The organism is Streptomyces sp. 3211.6, from assembly GCF_003634815.1.
GTDB lineage: Bacteria > Actinomycetota > Actinomycetes > Streptomycetales > Streptomycetaceae > Streptomyces > Streptomyces katrae_A.
Window position 1 is genome coordinate 5,149,196 of the sequence record NZ_RBXC01000001.1, and the last position, 20,762, is coordinate 5,169,957.

Below are 20,762 nucleotides of genomic sequence, written 5' to 3' on the forward strand. Positions count from 1 at the left end.
AACTAACCGTCCGTTTCGCACGTGTCTGTCTCCTATCTGTTTGTCCGGATTTCGGGTTTTCGCCATAGGGTGATGTTGTGAAAACGAGACCACTTAACTGTGGTTTACGGTCTGGGCGTCCCTGAGGATGGCTCCATTGAGCTCGGGTCAATGGGTCACACGCTGTGGGGAGCGTCGACTCACGAGCACACACGACGGGACCGGATTTCGCTGTCAGGGGTGTCAGCGGGGGACGGGCCCACATCATCGACAGTGACTCCTGAGGAGGCTATTACCCATGCGCGGAGCAACGAGCGCCAAGTGGGTCGTGGGTGCGGTCATCGTGGCGATGGCTGCCACCGCATGCAGCAGTGGCGACAAGGACAGCGGCGCGGGTGCCAAGGGCGGCTCGTTCCGCCTCGGCATCACCGAGCCGACCGCGATCGACCCGTTCAACTCCCAGGAGTCCGAGGGCGCGCTCGTCACGCACAACCTCTTCACGGGTCTGTACAGCGCGACGGTCGACGGCAAGCTGAAGCCCGAACTCGCCGAGTCGGTCCAGACCAGCGACGACGGCAAGACCTGGACCTTCAAGATCAAGCAGGGCACGAAGTTCACCAACGGCGAGCCCGTTGACGCCGAGGCCTTCGTCCGCGGCTGGACCCGTGTGGTCGCCAAGGACTCCGCCTCCGACGTGGCCTACCCGTTCGCGGGCATCGCCGGCTACAAGGAGCTCAACAGCGGCGGCGCCACCACCTTCGCCGGTGTGACCGCTCCGGACGCGAGCACCCTCAAGGTCGAGCTCTCCGAGGCCGACTTCGAGTTCGACAAGAAGACCGTGCACCAGGCCTTCAGCCCGGTCCCGAAGGTCGCCGGCGCCGCCAGCAACAAGGCGTACAACGACGCGCCGATCGGCAACGGCCCCTTCAAGATGGAGGGTTCGTGGCAGCACAACAAGTCCATCACCCTCGTCCGTAACGACGACTACGGCCTGCAGAAGGCCAAGCTCGCCAAGGTCGAGATCTCGATCCTGAACTCGGCCAACGGCTCCACCCTGGAGTACCAGGGCTTCCAGTCGGGCCAGTTCGACTGGGCCCGTATGCCCACGCCGCAGCTTCCGGTCGCGAAGGCCAAGTTCTCGCCGAAGAAGCAGTGGATCGAGGCCGACACCAGCGGTGTCAACTACCTGGTCGCCTTCAACCAGGTCGCCCCGCTGAACAACCCCGACGCGCGCAAGGCGATCTCCTACGCGATCGACCGCGAGGCCATCGCCAAGGGTGTCTTCCAGGGCATGCAGAAGCCGGCCACCTCGGTCCTGCCGCCGTCCTTCGCCGACACCTACGTGGACGGCGTCTGCTCCTCCTGCGTCAAGCAGGACAAGGAGAAGGCCAAGCAGTTCGCGGAGAAGGGCGGCCTGAAGCCGGGCACCGTCCTCGACTTCGGCTACAACACCGGTGCGGGCCACGAGGAGTGGGTCCAGGCCATCGCGCAGCAGCTGAAGGAGGTCCTCGGCCTCGACGTCAAGCTGAACGGCAAGCCGTTCAAGGAGGCCCTGGCCCAGCAGCAGGACAAGGGCACCGGCGGTCTGTGGCGCTCGGCGTGGGGCGCGGACTACCCGACCCCGGACAACTTCCTGTACCCGCTGCTCGACTCGGGTTCGATCAACGAGGACCCGGCGACGGGCAAGGCGGCCGGTGACAACCGCGGCCGTTACAACAACCCGAAGTTCGACGAGCTGATCACCAAGGCCCGCGGCACCAAGGACCCGGCGGCCCGCGCCGCGGTCTACAAGGAGGCCGAGAAGCTCGCGATCGACGACGAGCAGGGTCTCATCCCGCTGTGGAAGCGCACCCAGTTCCGTCTCGCGGCCACGGACAAGTTCGACAACATCCAGCTGGACTTCTTCGAGGACCCGAACCTCGCTGAGATCTCGGCCAAGTAAGAGCCTCCTCAACAGCAGGTAGGCGAAGGTCGTGGGGGCCCGAGTTACTTCTCCGGTCCCCACGGCCTTCGCTCAGTCCCGGGCGCACCCCTCTGTCTCGTCGATCCGCGCCCGGATGCGGCCAATCTCCCGATCGGATGAAGCCGCCAACCCCCACGCTCGGTATGTGAAGGAGGCATCGTGGGAAGATATGTGATCCGGCGGCTCGGACAGATGGTTGTCGTTCTCTTCGGTGCGACGGTTATTCTCTTCTGCTGTCTTTTCGTGCTCCCCGGCGACCCTGTGGGCTCGCTCGGTGGTGACAAGGCCCGTGACCCGGCCGTGGTCGAGGCGCTCCGCGAGCGCTACGGCCTCAACGACCCGCTGCCCGTGCAGTACGGGAACTTCGTCAAGAACCTCGCGCAGGGCGACCTGGGTGAGGACTACACCCAGCGCCGGCCGGTGACCGAGGTCCTCCAGCCGAAGCTGGTGAACACCGCGGAGCTCGCTCTGGCGGCCATCGTCCTGGACATCGCGATCGGCCTGCTGGCGGGTCTGATCGCCGCGCTGTTCAGATACTCGTTCTGGGACGTGTTGATCACGCTCCTGACCACCATGGCCGTCGGCTTCCCGTCCTTCGTGATCGGCATGGTGCTCCAGAAGGTCTTCGTGGTCCAGGTCAAATGGTTCCCGCTGATCTCCGACGGCACGATGAAGTCGCTGATCCTGCCCGCCTTCACGCTGGCGATCCTCGACGCCGCCCTCGTGGCGCGGCTCATGCGTGGCACCATGCTCGAGGTGCTGCGGGCCGACTACGTCAAGACGGCCGTCGCCAAGGGCCTGCCCCGGCGGACCGTGCTCGTCAAGCACGTCATGCGCAACTCGATCATCCCGGTCGTCACGTACCTGGGTATCTCCTTCGGCTCGCTGCTCGGTGGCGCCCTGATCACCGAGGCCATCTTCAACTGGGACGGCATCGGTCTCGCCCTGGTGCAGGCGGTCCAGCAGCAGAACAACCCGATCATCATCGGCGTGGTGACCTTCGGCGTCGCCGTGTTCGTTCTGCTCAACCTCATCGTCGACCTCTTGTACGCGGTCCTCGACCCGCGCATCCGTCTCGCCTGATCCCAGGCAGCCCGTTCTAGGAGTTACCCATGACCGAGCTCACCAAGAGCACATCGGTGGCGGGGGACGCGACCGCACCGGCGCAGGCCGCGAACGCGGAGGCCGAACCGGCCGTCGCCCGCGTGACCCAGTGGGGCGAGATCCGCCACCGCTTCCTCGCGAACAAGCTGGCCGTCGTCGGCCTCGGCCTCGTCCTGCTGCTGTTCCTGACCGCGATCTTCGCTCCGCTGATCGCCCCGCAGGACCCGCTGGCCCAGGACCTGAACAACACCCTCCAGGAGCCGGGCAACGGTCACCTGCTGGGTACCGACGCCCTCGGCCGCGACCAGTTCTCCCGCATCATCTACGGCACCCGCATCGCCGTGGAGATCGGTCTCGCGTCGATCTTCCTGGCGTGCCTCATCGGCATCGTCATCGGCGCGCTGGCCGGCTACTTCGGCCGCGCCACCGACTCGGTGCTGATGCGCATCGCCGACGTCTTCTTCGCCTTCCCGCTGCTGATCGGCGCCATCGTCATCATCATCGCGATGGGCCGGGGCGTGATGCCGGTGATCATCTCGCTGGCCGTCTTCTCGTGGCCGACGGTCTCCCGTCTGCTGCGCAGCTCGATCCTGTCGGTCCGCGAGGCCGACTACGTGCTGGCCGCCCGCGCCCTGGGCGCGGACACCCGCCGGATCATCCTGCGGCACATCATCCCCAACTCCATCGCCGCCGTGATGGCCTACGCCGCGTTCAGCGTCGGCGGTGCCATCGTGGCCGAGGCCTCGCTGTCCTTCCTGGGCGTGGGCGTGAGCCCCGAGGTCCCGGAGTGGGGCAACATGCTCGCCGCCGCCAAGGACTTCATGGGGGTCAAGGACTTCCTGTGGACCTACCCCAGCATCGCGATCGTGCTGACGGTCCTTGGCTTCGTATTCGTCGGTGACGGGCTCCGCGACGCCCTCGACCCGAAGCTGCGCTAGAAGGGCGGCACCACCACATGACTGCTTCAAGCATCACCGCAGACGAGTCCCGCCCCAAGGGCGGCGACACCGAGGTGCCCGTTCTCGAAGTGCGCGACCTGCACGTCGAGTTCGCGACCCGTGAAGGCGTCGTCAAGGCCGTCAACGGCGTGAACTACAGCGTCTCCTCCGGCGAGACCCTGGCCGTGCTCGGCGAGTCCGGCTCCGGCAAGTCCGTGACCGCGCAGGCGATCATGGGCATCCTCGACTCGCCCCCCGGGCGGGTCGCCAAGGGCGAGATCCTCTTCCGCGGCGAGGACATCCTCAAGCTGCCGGAGAACGAGCGGCGCAAGCTGCGCGGCCCGAAGATGGCGATGATCTTCCAGGACGCGCTGTCCGCCCTGAACCCGGTGTTCTCCGTCGGCAACCAGCTGGGCGAGATGTTCCGCGTCCACCAGGGCATGTCGAAGAAGGACGCCACGGTCAAGGCCATCGAGCTCATGGACCGGGTGAAGATCCCCGCGGCCAAGAGCCGGGTCAACGACTACCCGCACCAGTTCTCGGGCGGTATGCGCCAGCGCATCATGATCGCGATGGCGCTCGCCCTGGAGCCGGACCTGATCATCGCGGACGAGCCCACCACGGCGCTCGACGTGACGGTCCAGGCCCAGGTCATGGACCTGCTGGCGGACCTGCAGCGCGAGTACAACATGGGTCTGATCCTGATCACCCACGACCTCGGCGTCGTCGCCGACGTCGCGGACAAGATCGCCGTGATGTACGCGGGCCGCATCGTCGAGCAGGCTCCCGTCCACGAGCTGTACAAGCGCCCCGCGCACCCGTACACCCGTGGTCTGCTGGACTCGATCCCGCGCCTGGACCAGAAGGGCCAGGAGCTCTACGCGATCAAGGGTCTGCCGCCCAACCTGCTGAAGGCCCCCTCGGGCTGCGCCTTCAACCCGCGCTGCCCCAAGGCGCAGGACATCTGCCGCACCGAGATGCCGCCCCTGCTCCAGGTGACCGAGCAGGACGGCACCGAGCTGGCCGGCCGTGCCAGCGCCTGCCACTTCCGCGAGGAGCAGCTCCATGGCTGAGTTCGACAAGAAGGATGACGCCGTGGACGCCACCCCCGGTATCAGTGAGGTCGAGGTCGTCGAGGCGGCCACCGAGACGGCGGCCGTGGCCGCCATCGAGGCGCCCGTCGAGCGCGGCGAGCCGATCCTGCAGGTGCGCAACCTGGTCAAGCACTTCCCGCTGACCCAGGGCATCCTGTTCAAGAAGCAGATCGGCGCCGTCCGCGCGGTCGACGGGATCTCCTTCGACCTGCACCAGGGCGAGACGCTCGGCATCGTCGGCGAGTCCGGCTGCGGCAAGTCGACCGTCGCCAAGCTGCTGATGCTGCTGGAGACGGCGACGTCCGGCGAGGTCTTCTACAAGGGCCAGGACATCACGAAGCTGTCGGGCAAGGCCCTCAAGGCCGTGCGCCGCAACATCCAGATGGTGTTCCAGGACCCCTACACCTCGCTGAACCCGCGCATGACGGTCGGCGACATCATCGGCGAGCCCTTCGAGATCCACCCCGAGGTGGCTCCGAAGGGCGACCGGCGGCGCAAGGTCCAGGAGCTCCTGGACGTGGTCGGCCTGAACCCCGAGTACATCAACCGCTACCCGCACCAGTTCTCCGGCGGCCAGCGCCAGCGCATCGGCATCGCCCGCGGCCTCGCGCTCCAGCCCGAGATCATCATCTGCGACGAGCCCGTCTCCGCGCTCGACGTGTCGGTGCAGGCGCAGGTCATCAACCTGATGGCGAAGCTGCAGGACGAGTTCAACCTGTCCTACATCTTCATCGCGCACGACCTCTCGATCGTCCGGCACATCTCGGACCGCGTGGGCGTGATGTACCTGGGCAAGATGGCGGAGATCGGCACCGACGCGCAGATCTACGACCACCCGACCCACCCGTACACCCAGGCGCTGCTCTCCGCGGTGCCGGTGCCGGACCCGGCGGCCCGCGAGGGCCGCGAGCGGATCATCCTGTCCGGTGACGTCCCGTCGCCGGCCAACCCGCCGTCGGGCTGCCGCTTCCGCACCCGCTGCTGGAAGGCCCAGGACCTGTGCTCCACCGAGGTGCCGCTGCTGGCGGTCCCGGAGCGCTTCAAGGGCCAGGACACCGAGGCGGCGCACGAGTCCGCGTGCCACTTCGCCGAGGAGAAGACGGTCCTGCCCGTCTGACCCCCTCGCCACACCCCGCCGGGCACGGCCGCTTGCGGCCGTGCCCGGTCGGCGTTTGCGGGGCCCGGGGGCGTACCCGTACCGGCTCGGTAACGTGACGGCTCAGGTATGTTCTATGGGTCCGGGCGTCCCCGAGGATGGCCCCATCGAGCTCGCGTCTCGGGTCAAGCGCTGTGGGGAGCGTCGGCTCACGAGCACATCGACAGTGACTCCTGAGGAGGCAATTTCCCATGCGTGGAGCAACGCGCGCCCGATGGGCCGCCGGCACCGTCGTGCTGGCGATGGCCATGACGGCCTGCGGCGGCGGGGACGACCCGTCCGCCGAGGGCCGGATGGGCGGCCACATCACCGTGCGGCTGAGCGAGCCGCAGCACGGCCTGGTGGGCCAGAACACCGGCGAGTCCGAGGGCGCCGAGGTGCTGCACGCGCTGTTCACCGGCCTGGTCGCGTACGACAACAAGACCAGCGAGCCGAAGCTCGCGGTCGCCGAGTCCATCGAGTCGACGGACTCCAAGACCTGGACGATCAAGCTCAAGGACGGCTACACCTTCCACAACGGCGAGAAGGTCGACGCGCAGTCCTTCGTGCGCGCCTGGAACTGGGGGGCCAACCAGGAGAACGACGCCGAGGCGATGGGCTTCTTCTCCAAGATCGAGGGCTCCGACGAGCTGGCCCCGGGCAAGGGGAAGACCCCCACCGCCAAGGAGCTCAAGGGTCTCAAGATCGTCGACAGCAAGACCTTCGTGGTCACGCTGAAGGCGCCCTTCTCCCAGTTCAAGAACATGCTGGGCTACAACGCCTTCTACCCGCTGCCCAAGGCCTTCGAGGCGGACCCGCAGAAGTTCGGCGAGGCGCCGATCGGCAACGGTCCGTTCCAGATGGACGGCACGTGGGAGCACAACAAGCAGATCAAGATCAAGAAGTACGCCAAGTACCCGAGCGACGGCCGCGCCAAGCTCGACGGCGTCACCTTCAAGATCTACGACAACCTCGACGCCGCCTACGGCGACCTCAAGGCGGGCAAGCTGCAGATAGTCGACAAGCTGCCGGTCACCGCACTGCCCACCGTCTCCCAGGAGTTCGGCGAGCGCTACATCTACAAGCCGGAAGCCTCCATCGGCTACATCGGCCTGCCGCTCGAAGCCGACCCCGAGGCCTTCGGCAAGCCCGACGTCCGCAAGGCGATCTCGATGGCCATCGACCGGGACGCCATCGCGAAGAGCATCTTCAACGGCACCCGCAAGCCGGCCGACGACTTCATCAGCCCCATCGTCCCCGGCTACCGCAAGGGCGCCCTGGGCGAGGCCGGCCTCTTCAACCCGGTCAAGGCCAGGGAACTGTTCCAGCGCGCCGGAGGCATCCCCGGCAACAAGATGGAACTCGGCTACGAGGCCGACAGCGACAACAGGGAGTGGATCGAGGCCGTCGCCGCCCAGCTGAAGACCAACCTGGGCATCGAGGTCACCCCCAAGCCCTTCCCGAAGGCCGGCGACCTGCTGAACGCGCTGAGCGCCCAGCGGTTCGAGGGAGCCTTCCGCACGGGCTGGGCCATGGACTACCCGGCGGCCGAGGACTACCTGCGCCCGGTGTTCTCCAAGGAGGCCATCGCCAACGGCTCCAACTTCGGGCACTACAAGAGCGAGGAGTTCGAGGCGGCCCTCGCCGCGGCCGACCGCTCCACCGATCCGGCCGACAGCCTCAAGCTCTACCAGAAGGCCGACGACATCGTCATCCGGGACCTCCCGTACATCCCGGTCTTCACCTACATGTCGGCCGCCGCCTACGCCAAGAACGTCACCCACGTCGAGGTCGACGCCCAGGGCCGCATGGACCTCGCCAACGTCCAGCTCACCTGAGGCACCCGCCCGCCCCCGCACGCGCCGGGGGCGGGCAAAGCGGTTGCGGCCGCCCGCCGCGGCGGCCGACAGTGGCCCGATGGCCACCGACACGCTGACCGTCCGCCCGGCCGGCCCCGGGGACGCCCGGGACATCTGCGCCCTGCTCAACGCCGTCGACCTCGTGGAGATCGGCCGGCCCGAAACCGACCTCGGCACCGTCGAGGCCGACCTCAACCACCCCGACGTCGACCTCGCCACCGACTCCTGGCTCGCCTTCCAAGGCGGCCGCCTCGTCGCCTACGCCCTCGTCTGGGCCGACTCCGGACCCGGCCGGATCGACGGCGACCACTACGTCCTGCCCGGCCACGACCGGGCCGCACTGGCGCTGCTGCGCCGGATGGAGGACCGGGCCCGCCGGATGGCCTCCGGCACCGGACGCGGCGCCCGGCTCCGCCTCCAGCTCAACGTCCGCCCCACCCTCGACCTCACCCTCCTCACCGGCCGCGGCTACCGCAGCGTCCGCCGCTACCAGGTGATGACCCGCGCCCTCGGCCCGGCCGCCGACCTGCCGCCCGAGCCGCCCGCCGGCCTCGTGCTGCGCGACTGCGCCGCCGACGAGGCCGACCGCCGCCGCGCCCACGCCCTGGTCGAGGAGACCTTCGCCGCCCACTTCGGACACGTGGGGCGCGACTACGAGGCCTGGCTGGACCACGTCGACGGACGCCGCCTCGACTGGTCCCTGGTGTGGATCGCGAGCCTGCCCGGACAGGGCGACGCGGCCGTCCTCTTCTCCCGCGACGACCGCACCAGCATGGGCTGGATCAGCCACATCGGCGTACGCGAGGAGGTCCGCGGCCGGGGCGTCGGCGCCTTCCTGCTGCGCCACGCCTTCGCCGCCTTCGCCGCCCGCGGCCGCGACACCCTGGGCCTGGGCGTGGACACCCTCAACGAGAGCGGAGCCCTGGCCCTCTACGAGGCGCACGGCATGACCCTGCACTACGCCGTCGACACCTGGGACCTGCCTTTGCACCCCCAGGGGTGACAGGCGGGGGACGCGAGGGTGCAAAACGGCCAACCAGGAGTGAAAGCTGCCCTACATAGGGTGACATTGCCCCTAAGTGAGTCTTGGGACCCTAGGAGGCAGTCCATGCGCGGAGCCACCCACGCCCAGTGGGCCGCATGTGCGGTGGCCGTCGCCCTCGCGGCGACGGCCTGCGGCGGCGGGAGCGACAGCGGCGGCGGTGGCGGTGCGGCGGGGATCGTCAGCTCCTCCTGGGGCGACCCGCAGAACCCGCTGGAGCCGGCCAACACCAACGAGGTGCAGGGCGGCAAGGTCCTCGACATGCTCTTCCGCGGCCTCAAGCGCTACGACGCCAAGACGGGCGAGGCCCGCAACATGGTCGCCGAGAAGATCGAGACCACCGACAGCCAGAACTTCACCATCACCCTGAAGGACGGCTGGAAGTTCAGCAACGACGAACCGGTCACCGCCCAGTCCTTCGTCGACGCCTGGAACTACGCGGCGGACGTGCGCAACAAGCAGAACAACGCCACCTTCTTCGCAGGCATCCGCGGCTACGACGACGTGCACCCCGCCTCCGGGGAGCCCAAGGCCAAGACCATGTCCGGGCTGGTGGTCAAGGACCCCAAGACCTTCACCGTCGCCCTGAAGTCGAAGTTCTCCACCTGGCCCGAGACCCTCGGCTACCAGGCCTTCTCCCCGCTGCCCAAGGCCTTCTTCACCGACCACTCCGGCTGGCTGAACAAGCCGGTCGGCAACGGCCCGTACACGGTGGACTCGTACACCAAGGGCACCGGCATGAAGCTGCGCAAGTGGGACGGCTACCCCGGCGAGGACAAGGCGCAGAACGGCGGCGTGGACCTCAAGGTCTACACCGACAACAACACCGCCTACACCGACCTGATCTCCGGCAACCTCGACCTCGTGGACGACGTCCCCGCGCAGCAGCTGAAGAACGTCAAGAACGACCTCGGCGACCGCTACATCAACCAGCCGGCCCTCATCCTCCAGACCCTCACCTTCCCGCTCTACGACCCGCAGTGGAGCAAGGAGGGCATGGACAAGGTCCGCCGCGGCATCTCCATGGCGATCAACCGCGACGAGATCACCGAGCAGATCTTCCGCGAGACCCGCACCCCGGCCAAGGACTGGACCTCGCCCGCCCTCGGCGACAAGGGCGGCTTCAAGTCCACGCTCTGCGGCGACGCCTGCAAGTTCAACCCCGCCGAGGCCAAGAAGCTCATCCAGGAGGCCGGCGGCCTGCCCGGCGGCAAGATGACCCTCACCTCGAACGTGGACACCGGCTCCCACCGCGACTGGATGGAGGCCGTCTGCAACAGCGTCAACAACGCCCTGGGCGAGGGCCCCGTCTGCACCGTCAACCCCATCGGCACCTTCGCCGACTTCCGCAACCAGCAGAGCGCCTTCAAGCTGACCGGCCCCTTCCGCTCCGGCTGGCAGGCCGACTACCCGCTCATCCAGAACTTCCTCCAGCCGCTCTACTACACCGGCGCCTCCTCCAACTACGGCAAGTTCAGCAGCCCGGACTTCGACAAGCTCGTCGACGAGGCCAACCAGGAGAGCGACACCGCCAAGGCCATCGGCAAGTTCCAGGACGCCGAGAAGATCCTCGCCGAGCAGATGCCCTCCATCCCCCTCTGGTACCAGAACGGCAGCGCCGGGCACTCCGAACGGATCTCCGACGTCGCCCTGAACCAGTTCAGCGTCCCCGTCTACAACGAGATCAAGGTCAGCTGACGCCCGCCGCCGAGCCCGACACCCTGGAGCATCCATGGGACGTTACGTGATCCGGCGGCTGCTCCAGATGATCCCCGTGTTCATCGGCAGCACCTTCCTGATCTTCTTCATGGTCTACGCACTGGGCGACCCGGTGGCGGCCCTCTTCGGGGACAAGGCCCCCGACCCCGCCACCGTCGCCCGCATCCGCAAGGACCTCTACCTCGACCGGCCCCTGTGGGAGCAGTACGTCCACTACATGGGGCAGATCTTCCAGGGCGACTTCGGCACGGCCTTCAACGGCCAGAAGGTCACCGAGCTGATGGGCACCGCCTTCCCCGTCACCCTCCGGCTGACCTGCGTCGCGATCCTCATCGAGATCCTCGTCGGCATCACCCTCGGCGTGATCGGCGGACTGCGCCGGGGCAAGGCCGCCGACACCAGCCTGCTGGTGGCCACCCTCGTCGTCATCTCCGTGCCCACCTTCGTCACCGGGTACGTGCTCCAGTTCCTCTTCGGCGTCAAATGGGGCTGGGTCCGGCCCACCGTCTCCCCGGACGCCCGCTTCGACGAGCTGATCCTGCCCGGCCTCGTCCTCGCCCTGGTCTCCCTCGCCTACGTCACCCGGCTCTCGCGGACCTCCATCGCCGAGAACGTCAAGGCCGACTACGTCCGCACCGCCGTCGCCAAGGGACTGCCGCGCCGCCGGGTCATCACCCGCCACCTGCTGCGCAACTCCCTCATCCCGGTGGTCACCTTCATCGGCACCGACATCGGCGCCCTGATGGGCGGGGCCATCATCACCGAGCGGATCTTCAACATCAAGGGCGTCGGCTACCAGCTCTACCAGGGCATCCTGCGCGGCAACTCGCCCACCGTCGTGGGCTTCGTGACCATCCTCGTCATCGTCTTCCTGGTGGCGAACCTGCTCGTCGACCTGCTCTACGCGGTCCTGGACCCGAGGATCCGCTATGCCTGAACCCGAGCGGCAGCCGCCCTACGACCCGCTGAAGCCGGGCGAGCACGAGGCCATCGCCCCGACCGGACAGGGAGGCGCCATGGACCTCGCACTGGAGGAGGCCGAAAGCCTGGAACAGCCCCTCGACCCCGGCCCCGGCGGCCCCCGCGAGCGGGCCCGCTCCCTGTGGTCCGACGCCTGGCACCAGCTGCGCCGCAACCCCGTCTTCATCGTCTCCGCCCTGCTCATCCTCTTCCTCGTCGTCATCTCCCTCTGGCCCCAGCTCATCGCGAGCGGCGACCCGCTCCACTGCGAGCTCGCCAAGTCGCAGCAGGGCCCCGCCCCCGGGCACCCCTTCGGCTACGACACCCAGGGCTGCGACGTCTACACCCGCACCGTCTACGGGGCCCGCGCCTCCATCACCGTCGGCATCTGCGCCACCCTGGGCGCCGCCCTGCTGGGCTCCGCGCTCGGCGGGCTCGCCGGGTTCTTCGGCGGCTGGGGCGACGCCGTGCTCTCCCGGGTCGCGGACATCTTCTTCGGGATCCCGGTCGTCCTCGGCGGGCTCGTGTTCCTCTCCGTGGTCACCAGCACCACCGTCTGGCCCGTGGTCGGCTTCATCGTGCTGCTCGGCTGGCCGCAGCTCGCCCGCATCGCCCGCGGCTCGGTGATCACCGTCAAACAGAACGACTACGTCCAGGCCGCCCGGGCCCTCGGCGCCGGCAACGCCCGCATGCTGCTGCGGCACGTCGCGCCCAACGCCGTCGCCCCGGTCATCGTCGTCGCCACCATCGCGCTGGGCACCTACATCTCCCTGGAAGCCACCCTGTCCTTCCTCGGAGTCGGCCTGCGCCCGCCCACCGTCTCCTGGGGCATCGACATCTCCAACGCCGCCTCCCAGATCCGCAACGCCCCGCACATGCTGCTCTGGCCGGCCGGCGCCCTGAGCCTGACCGTGCTCGCCTTCATCATGCTCGGCGACGCCGTGCGCGACGCCCTCGACCCCAAGCTGCGCTGAGGAGTGAGCCGCCAGATGCTGCTCGAAGTCCGGGACCTGCACGTGGAGTTCACCACCCGCGACGGGGTCGCCAAGGCCGTCAACGGCGTGGACTACTCGGTGGACGAGGGCGAGACCCTCGCGGTGCTCGGCGAGTCCGGCTCCGGGAAATCGGTGACGGCCCAGGCCGTGATGGGGATCCTCGACATGCCGCCCGGCCGGATCACGGGAGGCCAGATCCTCTTCAAGGGCAAGGACCTGCTGAAGATGAAGGAGGAGGAGCGCAGGAGGATCCGCGGCGCCGAAATGGCGATGATCTTCCAGGACGCCCTGTCCTCCCTCAACCCCGTCCTCACGGTCGGCGCCCAGCTCGGCGAGATGTACGAGGTCCACCGCGGGATGTCCCGCAAGGACTCCCGCGCCAAGGCCGTCGAGCTGATGGACCGGGTGAAGATCCCGGCCGCACGTCAGCGCGTGGGCGACTACCCGCACCAGTTCTCCGGCGGCATGCGCCAGCGCATCATGATCGCCATGGCGCTGGCCCTGGAACCCTCCCTGATCATCGCCGACGAACCCACCACCGCCCTCGACGTCACCGTCCAGGCCCAGGTCATGGACCTGCTCGCCGAGCTCCAGCGCGAACTCGCCATGGGGCTGATCCTGATCACCCACGACCTCGGCGTCGTCGCCGACGTGGCCGACAAGATCGCCGTGATGTACGCGGGCCGGATCGTCGAGTCCGCCCCCGTCCACGCCCTCTACAAGACACCCGCCCACCCCTACACCCGGGGCCTGCTCGACTCGATCCCGCGCCTGGACCAGAAGGGCCAGGAGCTCTACGCCATCAAGGGCCTGCCCCCCAACCTCCTGGCCATCCCGCCCGGCTGCGCCTTCAACCCGCGCTGCCCCATGGCCCGGCCCGTCTGCCGGACCGAGGTCCCGCCGCTGGCGGAGGCCGGCCCCGACCGGACCAGCGCCTGCTTCTTCTGGAAGGAGTGCCTCGGTGCCTGAGCCCCTTCTGGAGGTCCGTGACCTCGTCAAGCACTACCCCCTCACCCGGGGCGTCCTCTTCAAGAAGCAGATCGGCGCGGTCAAGGCCGTCGACGGGGTCTCCTTCGGCCTCGCCGCCGGCGAGACCCTCGGCATCGTCGGCGAGTCCGGCTGCGGGAAGTCCACCGTCGCCAGGATGCTGGTCCACCTGGAACGCCCGACCGCCGGGGTCATCTCGTACAAGGGCGAGGACATCACGAAGCTGTCGGGCAAGGCCCTCAAGGCCGTGCGCCGCAACATCCAGATGGTGTTCCAGGACCCCTACACCTCGCTGAACCCGCGCATGACGGTCGGCGACATCATCGGCGAGCCCTTCGAGATCCACCCCGAGGTGGCCCCGAAGGGCGACCGGCGGCGCAAGGTCCAGGAGCTCCTGGACGTGGTCGGCCTCAACCCCGAGTACATCAACCGCTACCCGCACCAGTTCTCCGGCGGCCAGCGCCAGCGCATCGGCATCGCCCGCGGCCTCGCCCTGCGGCCGGAGGTCATCGTCGCGGACGAACCGGTCTCCGCGCTCGACGTCTCCGTCCAGGCCCAGGTCGTCAACCTCCTGGACCGGCTCCAGGCCGACTTCGGCCTCTCCTACGTCTTCATCGCGCACGACCTCTCCATCGTCCGGCACATCTCCGACCGGGTCGGGGTCATGTACCTCGGCCGGATCGTCGAGACCGGCACCGACACCCAGATCTACGACCACCCCACCCACCCCTACACCCAGGCCCTGCTCTCCGCCGTGCCGGTGCCCGACCCCGAGGCCCGCGCCCACCGGGACCGGATCCTGCTCTCCGGCGACGTGCCCTCCCCGGCCAACCCGCCCTCGGGCTGCCCCTTCCGCACCCGCTGCTGGAAGGCCGAATCCCGCTGTGCCACGGAGGTGCCGCTGCTGACCGTCCCGCCGGTCTTCCCGGCGGGCCCGGCGGCCCATCCGTCGGCCTGCCACTTCGCGGCGGAGCGGCAGGTGGTCCCGCCCCCGGGGGAACTCGCGCCCCCGCCGTCCCCGCTGACGGAGGAGTAGGGAGCGGGCTGGAAAACACCGGAGGGACCGATCATTTCCGGCCACCCCGCATAGTCCCCCCGGAGGGTGCCGATTCGGCTCCAACCCGCCCTCAGGGAGGGTGACTTGACCGATTCTGCCCCGAGTTCCGGCCCCGGCCGGCGGGGCGGGATACGGCCGTACGGGCGCCGGCGGGCGCGCAGGCCTCCCTCACGGCTCCGCCACGCCCCCGGGCGTGCGCGGTATGCGCCCCTCGTGCTGCCGGAATTCGACCGATGCGCTGGTACGGATAGTTATGATCCGTAGCGCACGGTGGGTATGAATCGCCGAGCACGAGTACGCGTACCGATGTCCGCTCGACATGGAGGTGAAACGCCGTGGCACTATCGATCTCGGCCGTGGTGCTGCTGGCGATCGTCGTCTTCCTTCTGGTCCGGAGGTCGGGACTGAAGGCGGGGCACGCGTTCGTCTGTGTACTGCTCGGGTTCTACCTGGCGAGTTCGACGGTGGCTCCCACCCTCAGCCAGCTCACCTCGAACGTGGCGAGCATGATCAGTGGCCTCAAGCTGTAGGGCGGCCTCGTAGGCTGGGCCCATGAACGGTCTTCCCGCCCGTCGTCTGCTGCTCGTGCACGCGCACCCGGACGACGAGTCGATCAACAACGGCGTCACCATGGCCAAGTACGCGGCCGAGGGCGCCCACGTCGCGCTGGTGACCTGCACCCTCGGCGAGGAGGGCGAGGTCATCCCGCCCGAGCTGGCCCACCTCGCGCCGGACCGCGACGACACCCTGGGTCCCTTCCGGGTCGGCGAGCTCGCCGCCGCCATGAAGGAGCTCGGGGTCGCCGACCACCGCTTCCTCGGCGGCGCCGGCCGGTTCCGCGACTCCGGGATGATGGGCGCCCCGCAGAACGCCCGCCCCGGCGCCTTCTGGGCCACCGGCGTGGACGAGGCCGCGGGCCACCTCGTCGCCGTCATCCGGGAGCTGCGCCCCCAGGTCCTGGTCACCTACGACCCGGACGGCGGCTACGGCCACCCCGACCACATCCAGGCCCACCGCGTCGCCATGCGCGGCGCCGAGCTGGCCGCCGACCCCGCCTACCGGCCCGAGCTGGGCGCCCCGCACGCCATCGCGAAGGTCTACTGGAACCGGGTGCCGCTCTCCGCCGTCGAGGAGGGCTTCGCGCGGCTGCGCGAGCTGGGCAACGAACTGCCCTTCCCGGGCCTGGCGACCCCCGCCGACGTCCCGGGCGTGGTCCCCGACGGGCGGATCACCGCCGAGATCGCCGACGCGGAGGGCGAGCGGGTGCTGGTGGAGGCCAAGGCGGCCGCCATGCGGGCGCACGCCACCCAGATCGCCGTGGACGGCCCCTTCTTCGCCCTCTCCAACGACCTGGCCCAGCCGTTGTTCGCCCGCGAGTACTACGAGTTGGCCGTGGGGGAGTCCGGGGCCCCGGCCGGAACGCGCGAGCGGGACCTCTTCGCGGGGGTGGAGGCGTGACCGCGGCGCTGACGGCGGGGCGGATCGCCGCCCTGCTGGGCCTGCTCGTCGCCGGTGCCGCCACCGGACTGGCCGGGTGGCTCGTGGTGGACCTGTGGTTCCCGGCCGGGCTGGTGCTCGCCGTACTGGCCCTGCTCGGGCTGTTCCTGGGGGCCCGGATCGCCCTCGGGGGCGGGCTCGGCGTGGGCGTCGCGGCGGCCGGCTGGTTCCTCTCGTACGTCCTGCTCGGTGTCCCGCGCCCCGAAGGGGACTTCCTGCTCGGTTCCTCCGGAATCGGTATGTACGCATACCTTTTGGGCGGGAGTGCGGTCGCTGTGATCTGTGCCACGATGCGCGTTCCCGTGGAACCGCCGGTTTCGGCCCCGAAACCGCGCGGCTGACGGGCCGCCGAACTCCGCCACCCTCCGATCGGGGACGGGTTGCGGGGGTTTGACGGGCCCTCGGGGGAGGACCTGCGGAGGGCTAAGGGGAACCTTTCATTCCCCTGGGACAGTTGCGTGCGCGCGGCGGCCAGTATGGTGGACGGGCCGCCGAGCTGCCCGCGCACGGCACGCGGGCGGCGGAGCCAACCGGGAGAACCTGCCTTGAGTCGTGAAACCGACAGTTCGCCCCCCGGGCCCGTAGGGCACGGTGGAGCCGCCTACCCCTCGGGTACGCCGCCGTACGGAACCGGCCAGTCCGCGCCCACGTCCCTGCCGCCCCGGCCTGGCGCGACCGCCCCGGAGGAGAATCCTGTGAGTTCGAACCCGTCCACGCCCGACACCGACGGGCCGAAGACCGAGACCACCCTGACGACCCGGATCCGGATCAACATCCCGGGTTCGCGGCCGATCCCGCCCGTGGTCGTCCGCAAGCCGGTGAAGGACGGCTCCGCGGAGCCCGCCCCCGGCTCCGCCGAGTCGGTCCCGGCCCCGGCCCCGCGCGGCCAGGCCCAGCCCCCCGTGCGCGCCGCCCTGCCGGAGCGGCCCACGGGCCAGACGCCCGCGTCCGCCGCGGCCCCGCAGGCGCCCGCCCCGGCCCCGCAGGCCCCGGCCGAGGCGCCGTCGGGCGGCGGCTGGTTCGCCCCACGCAAGGCGGCCGCGCCCCCGCCCGCGGCCCCGGCGCCCGCCGCGGCCTACGGCTCCTCCGCGCCCCGCCCCGGCAACGGCGCGGGCGGCCCGATGGGCGGCGGCTTCGACGCCGGCCCCGCGGGCGCCCCGGGCCACGCCCCGTACGAGGGAGCCGGCACCGGTGCGGGATTCGCGCCCCCGGCCGCCCCCGGCCTCCCGCAGCGGCCCGCCCCCGCCCCCGGTACCGGCGCGGGTGCCGGCTTCGCGCCCGCCCCCGCCGTCGGCGGACCCGGCGCCGGCTCGGCCCCGGGCTACCCGGCGTACGACGGCGGCCCGTCCACCGAGGCCTTTCCCGCCTTCACGGAGCCCTCCGGCCCCACCGGCGGGCCCGCGCTGGGCACCGTGCCCGTGGGCGCCGACGAGACCCCGCGCTGGCCCGGTCCCGAGGCCCTGGACACCCCCGCTCCGGGCGCCCCCCGGCCCGGCCCGGCCGCGCCGCCGCCCGGCCCGCAGCCGCCCCGGTCGATGCCCGCCCCGGCCCCGGCCGGGAAGTCCGGCAAGGCGGCCCCGGCCGGCAAGCCCGCCAAGAAGAAGGGCCGCTCGAAGCTGGTCCTGCTCGGCGGCGCGGTCCTCGGCCTCGCCGCCGTGGCCTACGGCGCCGGGCTGCTGATGAACCACTCCGACATCCCCAAGGGCACCAAGGTGCTCGGCGTCGACATCAGCGGCAGCCGCGACGACGCCGTCGACAAGCTCCAGACGGCCTTCGGCAAGCGCTCCGCCACCCCGCTCCAGGTCACCGTCGGCGGCAAGACCGTCGAGCTGAAGCCCGAGAAGGCGGGCCTGACCCTCGACAGCCAGACCACCGTCCGCAACGCCACCGGCAGCGACTACAACCCGGTCACGGTCATCGGCTCGCTGTTCGGCGTCGAGCGCACGGCCGCCGCCGTCATGCCCGTCGACGAGGAGAAGCTGAAGGACTCCCTCCAGGAGCTCGCCGGCACCGCCGGCACCGCCACCGAAGGCACCATCACCTTCGACACCGGCAAGCCCGTCGCGGTCCCCGGCAAGGCCGGCACCAGCCTGGACGTGGACGGCTCCATGGACAAGGTCACCAAGGCCTTCCGCGAGCTCGTCGCCAACGGCAAGGCCGCCCCCGTCGAACTCCCCACCGCCACCAAGGAACCGACCATCACCCAGGCGGAACTGAACCGGGCGATGAAGGAGTTCGCGGAGCCCGCCATGTCCGCCCCCGTCACCGTCAAGGCGGGAACCAAGTCCCTGGCCTTCGGCGCCAAGTCCCTGCCCAAGATCCTCAGCATGGCCCCCGTACAGGGCAAGCTCGTCGAGAAGTACGACCTCGAGGCCCTCAAGGCCACCTACGGCAACGCCTTCGAGGGGGTGCTGATCACCCGGGGCACCGGCGCGAAGACCCCCGTCACCCCGCAGGACGTCGTCGGCGCCCTCGGCAAGGGCCTCCTCGGCAAGACCCCGGCCGAGCGCGTCGTGACCATCGACACGAACGCCAACTGAGTCCCGGCGCCGGCGTGTGGAGCCCCTTCCCGGACCCGGGAAGGGGCTCCACACGTCCCCGGAACCCGGCCTGACCAGGGGCGTCACCCCCTTCGCATGACATCTGTCATGCAGCTGTCACGACTGGAGACACTGCCGCGCGGACCTCCGTCCGCGAGAAGCTCGGTGCATGACGACGACGACCGCGACGCACTCCGGAACACCCGGACCCGCACGAGGTGCCGGCCACGGCACCGTGGTGAGCTTCCAGAACGTGACCAAGAGCTACGGCCAGGTCAGGGCCGTCGACGGCCTCACCCTCGAACTCCACCCGGGCGAGACCGTCGCGCTCCTCGGCCCCAACGGCGCCGGCAAGTCCTCCACCCTCGACCTGCTCCTGGGCCTGCGCCCCGCCGACTCCGGCACCGTCAGCCTCTTCGGCACCACCCCCCGCGAAGCCCTCGCGGCCGGCCGGGTCGGCGCCATGCTCCAGAGCGGCGGCCTGATGGAGGAGGTGACCGTGCGCGAGCTCGTCACCCTCGGCTGCGCCCTGCACCCCCGCCCCTACCCGGTGGACGAGGTGCTCTCCCGCGCCGGCATCGAGGAGATCGCAGGACGCACGGTCAACAAGCTCTCCGGCGGCCAGGAGCAGCGCGTGCGCTTCGCGCTCGCCACCGCCGGCCACAACGACCTGATCATCCTGGACGAGCCCACCACGGGCATGGACGTCACCTCCCGCCAGGCCTTCTGGGCCACCATGCGGGAGCAGGCCGCCCAGGGCCGCACGGTCCTGTTCGCCACCCACTACCTGGAGGAGGCGGACGCCATCGCCGACCGGGTACTGGTCCTCAACAAGGGCCGGCTGCTCGCCGACGGCACCGCCGCCGAGATCAAGGCCAAGGCCGGCGCCCGGAAGGTCGCCTTCGACCTCCACGGCGAGATCGACGAGCAGATCCTGCGCGCCCTGCCCGCCCTGACCTCCTTCGAGGTCAACGGCACCACCGTGCGCCTGCAGTCGCGCGACGCCGACGCCACCGTGCACGCGGTGTACGCGCTCGGCCTCTACCCCCGCAACCTGGAGGTCGCGGGCCTCGGCCTGGAGCAGGCCTTCATCGCCCTGACCGAGGCCGAGGAGGCCACCCGATGAGCACGTCCCCCAACGCCGGCACCCTCCAGCTGGTCAAGCTGGAGATCACCCGCGCCCTGCGCAACAAGAAGTACCTGTTCTTCACCGTCCTCTACCCGGCCGCCCTCTTCCTGATGCTCGGCGGCACCCTGGACGGCACGACGAAGGTCTACGGCACCGAACTGACCATGCCGGCCTTCTACATGGTCGCCATGGCCTCCTTCGGCGCCCTGACCGCGGTCCTGGTCGGCAACAGCGAGCGCATCGCCAAGGAGCGCGAGAAGGGCTGGGTGCGCCAGCTGCGGCTGACGGCCCTGCCCGGCCACGGCTACGTGCTCGCCAAGACCGCCAGCGCCGGCGTGCTCTCCCTGCCCTCCATCCTGGTCGTCTTCGCGGTCGCCGCGTTCGGCAAGGGCGTCCGGTTCGAGGCCTGGCAGTGGCTGGCCCTCACCGGCTCCATCTGGGCGGGCAGCCTGGTCTTCGCCGCGCTGGGCGTGGCCGTCGGCTACCTGGCCACCGCGGACAACGTCCGCCCGCTCACGATGCTGATCTACTTCGCCCTGGCGATCCTCGGCGGCCTGTGGATGCCCACCGCGAACTTCCCGCAGTGGCTGAAGAACATCTGCGAGTGGCTGCCGACCCGCGCCTACACCGGGCTCGGCCAGGCCATCGAGCTGGGCGGCGCCCCGCACGCCAAGGACGTGGCGATCCTCGCGGTGTACTTCGTACTGTTCACGGGTGCGGCCGCCTGGCTGTACCGCAAGGACTCACTGAAGGCGTAGGAACGT

18 protein-coding genes are annotated in these 20,762 nt (G+C 70.0%); all 18 read left to right on the forward strand.

The annotated features are described in order from the left end of the window. Positions 1-277 precede the first annotated feature (277 nt). Positions 278-1,921: an ABC transporter substrate-binding protein gene (locus BX286_RS23955; protein WP_079429613.1), complete on the forward strand. Its 1,644-nt coding sequence runs from the start codon at positions 278-280 to the stop codon at positions 1,919-1,921. Between the two features lie 192 nt (positions 1,922-2,113). Further along, entirely contained in the window at positions 2,114-3,025 is a 912-nt protein-coding gene (locus BX286_RS23960; protein WP_237293354.1) for an ABC transporter permease, read from the forward strand. 29 nt (positions 3,026-3,054) lie between these two features. Next, a complete protein-coding gene (locus BX286_RS23965) occupies positions 3,055-3,984 on the forward strand; it encodes an ABC transporter permease (RefSeq protein ID WP_079429614.1) in 930 nt (309 codons plus the stop codon). 17 nt (positions 3,985-4,001) lie between these two features. Beyond that, positions 4,002-5,057, forward strand: coding sequence for an ABC transporter ATP-binding protein (locus BX286_RS23970; RefSeq protein WP_079429615.1), 1,056 nt, complete (start codon positions 4,002-4,004; stop codon positions 5,055-5,057). Beyond that, positions 5,050-6,195 (forward strand): ABC transporter ATP-binding protein, encoded by a 1,146-nt coding sequence (locus BX286_RS23975; protein WP_079429616.1) that lies wholly within the window; start codon positions 5,050-5,052, stop codon positions 6,193-6,195. Before BX286_RS23970 ends, BX286_RS23975 begins: the two co-directional genes overlap by 8 nt. Before the next feature lie 230 nt (positions 6,196-6,425). Then, positions 6,426-8,051 (forward strand): ABC transporter substrate-binding protein, encoded by a 1,626-nt coding sequence (locus tag BX286_RS23980; RefSeq protein ID WP_079429617.1) that lies wholly within the window; start codon positions 6,426-6,428, stop codon positions 8,049-8,051. Between the two features lie 79 nt (positions 8,052-8,130). Beyond that, a complete protein-coding gene (locus BX286_RS23985; protein ID WP_079429618.1) occupies positions 8,131-9,075 on the forward strand; it encodes a GNAT family N-acetyltransferase in 945 nt (314 codons plus the stop codon). A 105-nt stretch (positions 9,076-9,180) separates the two neighbouring features. Further along, entirely contained in the window at positions 9,181-10,812 is a 1,632-nt protein-coding gene (locus BX286_RS23990; protein WP_079429619.1) for an ABC transporter substrate-binding protein, read from the forward strand. Between the two features lie 34 nt (positions 10,813-10,846). Further along, complete coding sequence (locus tag BX286_RS23995) at positions 10,847-11,770, forward strand: ABC transporter permease (protein ID WP_079429620.1); 924 nt, start codon at positions 10,847-10,849, stop codon at positions 11,768-11,770. After that, entirely contained in the window at positions 11,763-12,767 is a 1,005-nt protein-coding gene (locus tag BX286_RS24000) for an ABC transporter permease (protein ID WP_100862932.1), read from the forward strand. The genes BX286_RS23995 and BX286_RS24000 overlap by 8 nt, the downstream gene beginning before the upstream one ends. 15 nt (positions 12,768-12,782) lie before the next feature. Then, a complete protein-coding gene (locus BX286_RS24005; RefSeq protein WP_079429622.1) occupies positions 12,783-13,757 on the forward strand; it encodes an ABC transporter ATP-binding protein in 975 nt (324 codons plus the stop codon). Continuing rightward, the gene (locus tag BX286_RS24010; protein WP_079429623.1) at positions 13,750-14,811 is read left to right on the forward strand and encodes an ABC transporter ATP-binding protein; all 1,062 of its coding nucleotides are present in this window, start codon (positions 13,750-13,752) and stop codon (positions 14,809-14,811) included. Before BX286_RS24005 ends, BX286_RS24010 begins: the two co-directional genes overlap by 8 nt. A 356-nt stretch (positions 14,812-15,167) precedes the next feature. Then, the gene (locus tag BX286_RS24015) at positions 15,168-15,362 is read left to right on the forward strand and encodes a hypothetical protein (protein ID WP_045952243.1); all 195 of its coding nucleotides are present in this window, start codon (positions 15,168-15,170) and stop codon (positions 15,360-15,362) included. 22 nt (positions 15,363-15,384) lie between these two features. After that, positions 15,385-16,290, forward strand: coding sequence for an N-acetyl-1-D-myo-inositol-2-amino-2-deoxy-alpha-D-glucopyranoside deacetylase (gene mshB / locus BX286_RS24020; protein ID WP_100862931.1), 906 nt, complete (start codon positions 15,385-15,387; stop codon positions 16,288-16,290). Further along, on the forward strand, positions 16,287-16,670 hold the full coding sequence (locus BX286_RS24025) for a DUF6113 family protein (protein WP_121016280.1): 384 nt from the start codon (positions 16,287-16,289) through the stop codon (positions 16,668-16,670). The genes mshB and BX286_RS24025 overlap by 4 nt, the downstream gene beginning before the upstream one ends. A 354-nt stretch (positions 16,671-17,024) precedes the next feature. Continuing rightward, positions 17,025-18,869, forward strand: coding sequence for a hypothetical protein (locus BX286_RS24035; protein WP_121016282.1), 1,845 nt, complete (start codon positions 17,025-17,027; stop codon positions 18,867-18,869). A 169-nt stretch (positions 18,870-19,038) separates the two neighbouring features. Beyond that, a complete protein-coding gene (locus tag BX286_RS24040; protein WP_260337995.1) occupies positions 19,039-19,995 on the forward strand; it encodes an ABC transporter ATP-binding protein in 957 nt (318 codons plus the stop codon). After that, positions 19,992-20,756, forward strand: coding sequence for an ABC transporter permease (locus tag BX286_RS24045; RefSeq protein ID WP_079429628.1), 765 nt, complete (start codon positions 19,992-19,994; stop codon positions 20,754-20,756). Before BX286_RS24040 ends, BX286_RS24045 begins: the two co-directional genes overlap by 4 nt. Positions 20,757-20,762: the final 6 nt, after the last annotated feature.

What these genes read in the sequence shown, in the direction of transcription:
- BX286_RS23955 (WP_079429613.1), top strand. Translation starts at nt 278, where the DNA reads ATGCGCGGAGCAACGAGCGCCAAGTGGGTCGTGGGTGCGGTCATCGTG.
- BX286_RS23965 (WP_079429614.1), top strand. Translation starts at nt 3,055, where the DNA reads ATGACCGAGCTCACCAAGAGCACATCGGTGGCGGGGGACGCGACCGCA.
- BX286_RS23970 (WP_079429615.1), top strand. Translation starts at nt 4,002, where the DNA reads ATGACTGCTTCAAGCATCACCGCAGACGAGTCCCGCCCCAAGGGCGGC.
- BX286_RS23975 (WP_079429616.1), top strand. Translation starts at nt 5,050, where the DNA reads ATGGCTGAGTTCGACAAGAAGGATGACGCCGTGGACGCCACCCCCGGT.
- BX286_RS23980 (WP_079429617.1), top strand. Translation starts at nt 6,426, where the DNA reads ATGCGTGGAGCAACGCGCGCCCGATGGGCCGCCGGCACCGTCGTGCTG.
- BX286_RS23985 (WP_079429618.1), top strand. Translation starts at nt 8,131, where the DNA reads ATGGCCACCGACACGCTGACCGTCCGCCCGGCCGGCCCCGGGGACGCC.
- BX286_RS23990 (WP_079429619.1), top strand. Translation starts at nt 9,181, where the DNA reads ATGCGCGGAGCCACCCACGCCCAGTGGGCCGCATGTGCGGTGGCCGTC.
- BX286_RS23995 (WP_079429620.1), top strand. Translation starts at nt 10,847, where the DNA reads ATGGGACGTTACGTGATCCGGCGGCTGCTCCAGATGATCCCCGTGTTC.
- BX286_RS24000 (WP_100862932.1), top strand. Translation starts at nt 11,763, where the DNA reads ATGCCTGAACCCGAGCGGCAGCCGCCCTACGACCCGCTGAAGCCGGGC.
- BX286_RS24005 (WP_079429622.1), top strand. Translation starts at nt 12,783, where the DNA reads ATGCTGCTCGAAGTCCGGGACCTGCACGTGGAGTTCACCACCCGCGAC.
- mshB (WP_100862931.1), top strand. Translation starts at nt 15,385, where the DNA reads ATGAACGGTCTTCCCGCCCGTCGTCTGCTGCTCGTGCACGCGCACCCG.
- BX286_RS24040 (WP_260337995.1), top strand. Translation starts at nt 19,039, where the DNA reads ATGACGACGACGACCGCGACGCACTCCGGAACACCCGGACCCGCACGA.
- BX286_RS24045 (WP_079429628.1), top strand. Translation starts at nt 19,992, where the DNA reads ATGAGCACGTCCCCCAACGCCGGCACCCTCCAGCTGGTCAAGCTGGAG.